The following is a 6,677-nucleotide window of genomic DNA, read 5'->3' on the forward strand; positions in this document are numbered from 1 at the left end:
GGGCGCTACAATCGCGGCTTGAAGACAGCCGCGAACACGCTCCGCCATGACCACCCGCCGTATCTCCCGCCACACCTGCGCATCGCCTCCCCACGCCGAACCCGCCAAACGGGCGCGCTGCCCTGTCTGCCTGCGTGCCGCCACCAGCTGCATCTGCCGCTGGATCGCCCCCGTTGCCCATGCGGTAGAGGTGCTGATCCTGCAGCATCCGCTGGAAGTACACAACGCCAAAGGCAGCGCCCGCTTGCTGCACCTGAACTTGCCCAACAGCCGCCTGCTGACGGGCGAGCAGTTCGCGCCCGCCACCCTTGCCGCACTGCTGGCCGATAAACACAATGTGCTGTTGTATCCCGATACGCCGGGCGACCGTTCGCTGGGCATCGCGCCGCCGCCGGCGCTGGACCCGGCCATCTTGCTCGATCCCGCGCAACTGCGGCTTGTGGTGCTCGATGGCACCTGGCGCAAGAGCCGCAAGATGCTGTATCAAAATCCCCTGCTGCAGCAATTGCCGCGCCTGCCCCTGCGCGATATGCCCGCTTCCCATTACCTGATCCGCAAGGCGCACGCGCCCGATCAGTTGTCGACCCTGGAAGCGACCTGCTATGCCCTCATGCAGTTGGAGCAGGACGTGCCGCGTTTCGTTCCCCTGATCACGGCCTTTGACGGCTTTGTCGCGCAGCAGTTGAGTTATGTCATGCCGCCTGGTGAAAAAGCTTGAATTGAGCGCACGGCAGCCCTTGATCTTGCTCCCGGAGCGGCATAGTATACTGTACGTATATACAGTTGATGGGGCCGTTCATGAAAGCAATCATTCCAGAGCACGATGACAGCTTTGCCGGGCAAGCCATGCTGCCGCCGCAGTCGTTGAAAGCCCGCAAGGGGCGCGGTGCCGTGTCGAATTTGCAAGGACGCCACGAGGTGCATGCGCGCGCCGGTTTCGATGATGGCTGGAGCGTGGGCGGCCTGGACGAGGCGGCCGGGGAAGGGGAGGCGCCAGCCTGGAAGACGCAGGTCAGCGACGAGCAGGCGCGCACCATCCTCACGCGCAATGCCTCGCCCGATTTGCCGTTCAACGTGTCCCTGAACCCGTACCGCGGCTGTGAACACGGCTGCATCTACTGCTTTGCCCGCCCCACCCACAGCTACCTGGGCCTGTCGCCCGGCCTCGACTTCGAGAGCCGCATCTATGCCAAGGTGAATGCGCCCGAACTGTTGCGGCGCGAACTGGCCAGGTCCTCGTATGTGCCCGAACCCATCGCCCTGGGCGTGAATACGGATGCCTACCAGCCGTGCGAGCGCGAGCGGCAGCTGACGCGGCGCGTGCTGGAAGTGCTGCAGGAGTGCGACCATCCCGTGGCGCTGATCACGAAATCGTCGCTGATCGAGCGCGACATCGACATTCTGGCGCCCATGGCCGCCAGGCGCCTGGCCGCCGTCGCCGTCACCGTCACCACCCTGGACCCCGCCATCGCGCGCACCCTGGAGCCGCGCGCGGCCGCCCCGGCGCGGCGCCTGCGCACCATCCGCACCCTGACGGAGGCGGGCATTCCCGTCGGCGTGAGCATCGCGCCCATCATTCCCTTCGTGACGGAGCCGGAAATCGAGCAGCTGCTCGAAGCCGTGCGCGACGCGGGCGCCATCCACGCCCATTACGTCGTGCTGCGCCTGCCGTGGGAAGTGAGTCCCCTGTTCCAGCAATGGCTGGAAGCGCATTTCCCGGAACGGGCCCAGCGCGTGATGAACCGCGTGCGCGAAATGCGTGGCGGCAAGGATTACGACAGCGCGTTCGGCACGCGCATGCGGGGCGAAGGCGTATGGGCCGACCTGATCCGTCAGCGCTTCGAGAAAGCCGTGCACCGGCTGGGCCTGCACGGCAAGGGCGGCCGCTTCAAGCAGCTCGATTGCACGCAGTTCCGCCGGCCGCTCGTCGTGCCGCCGCTGGGAAACAAGGCAAAAGGAGGCAATGCGGGGCAGCTCGATCTGTTTTAAGTTACATCACCGTCGTGGGGATAGCGCAAGGTATCGACCACCAGCTGGAACGCGGGCGAGGATTGCCTGCGGCTGGGATAGTACAGGTGATAGCCGGGAATGGCGGGGCACCAGTCTTCCAGCACCGTGACGAGCTCGCCGGCGTCCACGTGCCGCGCGATGGCGTCTTCCGGCACGTAGGCCAGGCCGTGGCCTGCCAGCGTGGCCGTGAGCATTTGCGGCGTGGTGTTGAAGACCAGCTGGCCGCGTACCTGGACCTGCTGCGCCTGGCCATCCCTGGCAAATTCCCAGGCGTACAGGCCGCCATGGGTGGGCAGGCGCAGGTTGATGCAGTTGTGGGCCGGCAAGTCGGCGGGCGCGCGCGGTTTGCCGCGTCCGGCGAAATAGGCGGGGCTGCCCGCGACGACCATGCGCAGCTCGGGGCCGATGCGCACGGCGATCATGTCTTTCGCCACCCGCTCGCCGATGCGCACGCCCGCGTCGTAGCGCTCGGCGACGATGTCGATCATGCCGTAGCTGATGCTGATTTCGAGATTCAGGTCCGGATACCGCGGCAGCAGCGGCGACAGCCTGGGCCACAGGATGGTGCTGGCCGGATGGTCGTGCGCGCTGATGCGGAAGGTGCCGGCGGGCTGGCCGCGCAGCTCCTGCATGCCCGACAGTTCGGCCTGGATGGCTGCGTAGTGGGGGCCGATGGTGGCCAGCAGGCGCTCGCCCGCCTCGGTGGGCGACACGCCGCGCGTGGTGCGCGTCAGCAGGCGCATGCCCAGGCTTTCCTCCATCTTGCGGATGGTATGGCTGAGGGTAGACTGCGACACGCCCAGCTGCGCGGCCGCGCGCGTAAAGCTGCGCTCGCGCATCACGGCGATGAAGGCAGGCAGGTTGTTCAGGTCCATGCGTCAATTCCCTTCGTGGCGTCGCAACTGTCGTTCAAGCGGTCGGTCATGCAGTCGTTCCAGCGGTCGTACGATCAGGCGGGCAAGCTGGCATCGCGGTGCATCCGCGTGCCGTCAACTGCTCCCCGGCGCGCGGCGGGGCAGGGCGGGCTTGGCGGAAGATGCGCCCGCTGCCACAGCCCGCCCCAGTGCCGCCGTGGCCGCTAGCCGTGGGCGTGCTCGTCGGTGCCGCCCGCCGTGGTTTCCTTGATCTGTGCCAAATGTTGCTCGATGGCAAAGACGTGCGGGTCGCTCTTGCCCAGTTCGCGCAGGGCGCTGGCCAGGTGCAGCAGGTAGTCGCTGTTCGGGCCGCTGGGGCCGTTTGAGCGGGCGATCTGGCGCGCGATGTCGAGTTCCGATGCGGCGCCGAGGAAGGCGGCGTTTTCCTCGTTGGCGATGTACACCAGGCCCTCGGTCTTGCTGCCGTCTTCGAAGGTGATCTCGGTGGCCAGGCGCAGGTAGCCGTTCTTTTCGCGGTGGTCCAGGTGGGCGAAGACTTCGGGCGTGATCAGGTAAGCCATGCCGTCGCACACGGCGCCCGCCTGCGGCACGAGGGTGGCGACCCGGCCCGGCGCCATGGGCGTGCCGCGGTGGTCGTGCGAACCCTGCCAGAAGCGCCGCGTCCAGCCTTCGATGCTGGCGGGGCGGCGTTCGATGTAGGGAAAGTCAGCCTTGTAGATCAGCGAGCCGTAGCCGAACAGCCACACCTGAGCATGGCCGTCGAATGTGGTCATGCGTTGGTTGATGGCGATGGTGGCGGCGTCGATGGCGGACAGGTCGGGCGGGGCAGGCTGGGTCATGGCGCAGGAGGAAAGGGGCGATGCGCCATTATAAGGCGCTGCCAGCCGGGCCGCCTGCCGGCAGGGCCTCGCGTGCGCCGGCGTTCGTCCCCACGTTCCATTCGTGCGTCTCGACGTACTTGAACAGGAAGGCCATGAAGCTCTCGGCGGCCGGCGACAGCGAACGGCCCGTCTTCGTGTAGACGAAAAAGCGCCGCGTCAGCTCCGGCTCGTGCAGGGTGCGCATCTGCAGTCGATACAGCTTGACCATCGGTTCCGCGTACGGCAGGCAGGCCGTGATGCCCAGGTTGGCGCTGACCATGGCCAGCGCCGTCGTCATGAACGTCACTTCATTGTAGGGATTGAGCGACAGGTCGCGGAAGCTGCCGTGCATGTCGCGCAGCAGGCGTTCCGTGAACTGGCCCTGCAGCGAGATGAACGGATAGTTGGCTACGTCGGCCCAGGTGACGCGCTCCTGCTGCTGCAGCGGGTGCTGCTCGGGGAAGACCAGCACGAAGGGCATCTCGAACAGCACCTGCGCGGCGATTTCCGCCGTCGGGTCGCGCTCGGGGCCGATGCCGAAATCGACTTCGCCGCTGAACACGCGCGCCGACACGTTTTCCACGGGGCAGTCGACGAGGCGCAGCTGCACCTCCGGGTGCGCCTGGCGGTAGGCGGCGATCACTTCCGGCAGCAGGGTGCAAGCCATCATCTGCGGCGCGGCGATGCGCACCATGCCCGTTTTCAGGGCCTTGCGCTGGGCGATGCCGGCCATGGCGCCGTCCAGGTCCTCGATCATCTTCTCGAACAGCGGATACAGTTCGCGGCCGATTTCCGACAGCTGCGTCTTGCGCGTGCTGCGCTCGACCACGCGCACCCCCAGCACGCTTTCCAGCTCCTTGATCAAGCCGCTCAAGGCCGATTGCGTCACGTGCAGGTATTCGGCGGCCAGGGTAAAGCTGCCGGTCTTGGCCAGCGCGACGAAGGCGCGCATCTGGCGCAGGCTGGGACTCATAAGATAATCCGATAAATCGATGGTTAAATATTGTTTGTATGATAGCTGTAACTGGATTCTAATGGTGAAAAGCTGAAAAACATCGCGCCCAGGGCGCCATCCATCGGAGACAGACCGCATGAAAATCAAGCAGATCCACCACGTTGCCTACCGCTGCATCGACGCGAAGCAGACCGTCGAGTGGTACGTCAAGCATTTGAACATGAATTTCGTCCTCGCCATCGCCGAAGACCTGGTGCCGTCGACCAAGGCGCCGGACCCGTACATGCACGTCTTCCTCGACGCGGGCCAGGGCAATGTGCTGGCCTTCTTTGAACTGCCGACGCAGCCGCCCATGGACCGCGACCGCAACACCCCCGCCTGGGTGCAGCACCTGGCGCTGGAAGTGGCCAGCATGGAGGAACTGCTGGCCGCCAAGGAGCGCCTGGTGGCCGGCGGCATCGAGGTGCTCGGCCCCGTCAACCACGCCATCTTCCAGTCGATCTATTTCTTCGACCCGAACGGCCACCGCCTGGAGCTGGCGGCCAACGTGGGCACGCCCGAGATGATGGCCAAGCTGGACGCCGTCAAATGGGAAATGCTGGAAGAATGGTCGCAGACGCGCCGCGCGCCCAAGCACGCCGCCTGGATGCACGCGCCGGCCGAGGCCTGAACGCAGTAGCTTGAATACTGCAGACCGACACTAACCATACACCGAACAAGGAACACCATGAAACTCGCAACCCTGAAAAACGGCAGCCGCGACGGCGCCTTGATCCTCGTCAGCCGCGACCTGCGCCAGTACCAGCGCGTGGCCGCCATCGCGCCTACCCTGCAGGCGGCGCTCGACAACTGGGACGCCGTGGCGCCAAAGCTGGAGCAGGCGTACGCGGACCTGAACGGCGGCAAGGCGCCCGACGCGCAGCCATTTGACGCTGCGCTGTGCCACTCGCCGCTGCCGCGCGCCTACCAGTGGGCCGACGGTTCCGCCTACATCAACCACGTGGAGCTGGTGCGCAAGGCGCGCAACGCGGAAGTGCCGGCCTCGTTCTACACGGACCCGCTGATGTACCAGGGCGGCTCGGACAGCTTCATCGGCCCGCGCGACCCCATCTTCGCCCTGTCGGAAGAGTGGGGCATCGACCTGGAGGCGGAAGTGGCGGTGATCACGGGCGACGTCGCCATGGGCGCCGGCGTGGCCGACGCGGCGGCATCCATCCGCCTGGTCATGCTCGTCAACGACGTCTCGCTGCGCAACCTGATCCCGGGCGAACTGGCGAAGGGCTTCGGCTTCTTCCAGTCGAAGGCGGCCAGCGCGTTCTCCCCTGTCGCCGTCACGCCCGATGAACTGGGCGCGGCCTGGGCGGACAGCAAGCTGCACCTGCCGCTGCTGGTGGACCTGAACGACCAGCCCTTCGGCAAGCCGAACGCGGGCGAGGACATGACCTTCAACTTTGCCCAGCTCGTCGCCCATGCGGCGAAGACGCGCGAACTGGGCGCCGGCAGCATCATCGGTTCGGGCACCGTGTCGAACAAGCAGGGCAACCTGTTCGGTTCCAGCATCGGCAACGGCGGCGTGGGCTATTGCTGCCTGGCCGAAGTGCGCATGTATGAGACCATCGAACACGGCGCGCCGAAAACGGCTTACCTGAAGTTCGGCGACACGGTGCGCATCGAGATGCGCGATGCGGCCGGCGCCAGCATCTTCGGCAGCATCGAGCAGACGGTGGCCCCGTACGCCGGCGCCACGCGCGCCTGAGGAGGCCGCCCATGAAGCTGTACACCTATTTCCGCAGTTCGGCCGCCTACCGCGTGCGCATCGCCCTCAATCTGAAGGGCATCGCCTACGACAGCGTCCCCGTGCACCTGCTGCAGGACGGCGGCCAGCAGCTGCTGCCGGCCTACCGCGCCGTCAATCCCTCGGCGCTGGTGCCGGCGTTGGACGATGACGGCACCATCCTGACGCAGTCGCTGGCCATC

Annotated in this window: 8 protein-coding genes; 5 read left to right on the forward strand and 3 right to left on the reverse strand. The window is 66.3% G+C overall.

What is annotated here, in order from left to right:
• Positions 1–46: 46 nt before the first annotated feature.
• Both EBS11_RS24415 and EBS11_RS24420 read left to right on the forward strand, forming a co-directional pair.
• The gene (locus tag EBS11_RS24415; RefSeq protein ID WP_290607359.1) at positions 47–718 is read left to right on the forward strand and encodes a tRNA-uridine aminocarboxypropyltransferase; all 672 of its coding nucleotides are present in this window, start codon (positions 47–49) and stop codon (positions 716–718) included.
• A gap of 128 nt (positions 719–846) precedes the next feature.
• Positions 847–1,989 (forward strand): PA0069 family radical SAM protein, encoded by a 1,143-nt coding sequence (locus EBS11_RS24420; RefSeq protein ID WP_290607370.1) that lies wholly within the window; start codon positions 847–849, stop codon positions 1,987–1,989.
• Here the strand turns inward: EBS11_RS24420 and EBS11_RS24425 are convergent.
• The 3 genes from EBS11_RS24425 to EBS11_RS24435 all read right to left on the reverse strand — a co-directional run bounded on the left by EBS11_RS24425 (position 1,986) and on the right by EBS11_RS24435 (position 4,718).
• On the reverse strand, positions 1,986–2,885 hold the full coding sequence (locus tag EBS11_RS24425) for a LysR family transcriptional regulator (RefSeq protein WP_290607361.1): 900 nt from the start codon (positions 2,883–2,885) through the stop codon (positions 1,986–1,988). The genes EBS11_RS24420 and EBS11_RS24425 overlap by 4 nt on opposite strands.
• A 203-nt stretch (positions 2,886–3,088) precedes the next feature.
• Complete coding sequence (locus tag EBS11_RS24430; RefSeq protein ID WP_290607372.1) at positions 3,089–3,691, reverse strand: gamma-glutamylcyclotransferase; 603 nt, start codon at positions 3,689–3,691, stop codon at positions 3,089–3,091.
• Positions 3,692–3,752: 61 nt separating this feature from the next.
• A complete protein-coding gene (locus EBS11_RS24435) occupies positions 3,753–4,718 on the reverse strand; it encodes a LysR family transcriptional regulator (protein ID WP_290607363.1) in 966 nt (321 codons plus the stop codon).
• A gap of 118 nt (positions 4,719–4,836) precedes the next feature.
• Between EBS11_RS24435 and EBS11_RS24440 the strand changes: the two genes are divergently transcribed.
• The 3 genes from EBS11_RS24440 to EBS11_RS24450 form a co-directional block, all read left to right on the forward strand.
• Entirely contained in the window at positions 4,837–5,370 is a 534-nt protein-coding gene (locus EBS11_RS24440; protein WP_290607365.1) for a VOC family protein, read from the forward strand.
• A gap of 57 nt (positions 5,371–5,427) precedes the next feature.
• A complete protein-coding gene (locus tag EBS11_RS24445; RefSeq protein ID WP_290607367.1) occupies positions 5,428–6,456 on the forward strand; it encodes a fumarylacetoacetate hydrolase family protein in 1,029 nt (342 codons plus the stop codon).
• A gap of 11 nt (positions 6,457–6,467) precedes the next feature.
• On the forward strand, positions 6,468–6,677 hold a 210-nt coding region (locus EBS11_RS24450), incomplete at its 3' end, for a glutathione S-transferase N-terminal domain-containing protein (RefSeq protein ID WP_290607368.1).

Source organism: Janthinobacterium sp., from assembly GCF_009923995.1.
Classification (GTDB): domain Bacteria; phylum Pseudomonadota; class Gammaproteobacteria; order Burkholderiales; family Burkholderiaceae_D; genus Janthinobacterium.

Bases quoted from the DNA above. Each gene is read 5' to 3' on its own strand.
- EBS11_RS24415 (WP_290607359.1), top strand. From the start codon at position 47: ATGACCACCCGCCGTATCTCCCGCCACACCTGCGCATCGCCTCCCCAC.
- EBS11_RS24435 (WP_290607363.1), bottom strand. From the start codon at position 4,718: ATGAGTCCCAGCCTGCGCCAGATGCGCGCCTTCGTCGCGCTGGCCAAG.
- EBS11_RS24425 (WP_290607361.1), bottom strand. From the start codon at position 2,885: ATGGACCTGAACAACCTGCCTGCCTTCATCGCCGTGATGCGCGAGCGC.
- EBS11_RS24440 (WP_290607365.1), top strand. From the start codon at position 4,837: ATGAAAATCAAGCAGATCCACCACGTTGCCTACCGCTGCATCGACGCG.
- EBS11_RS24445 (WP_290607367.1), top strand. From the start codon at position 5,428: ATGAAACTCGCAACCCTGAAAAACGGCAGCCGCGACGGCGCCTTGATC.
- EBS11_RS24420 (WP_290607370.1), top strand. From the start codon at position 847: ATGCTGCCGCCGCAGTCGTTGAAAGCCCGCAAGGGGCGCGGTGCCGTG.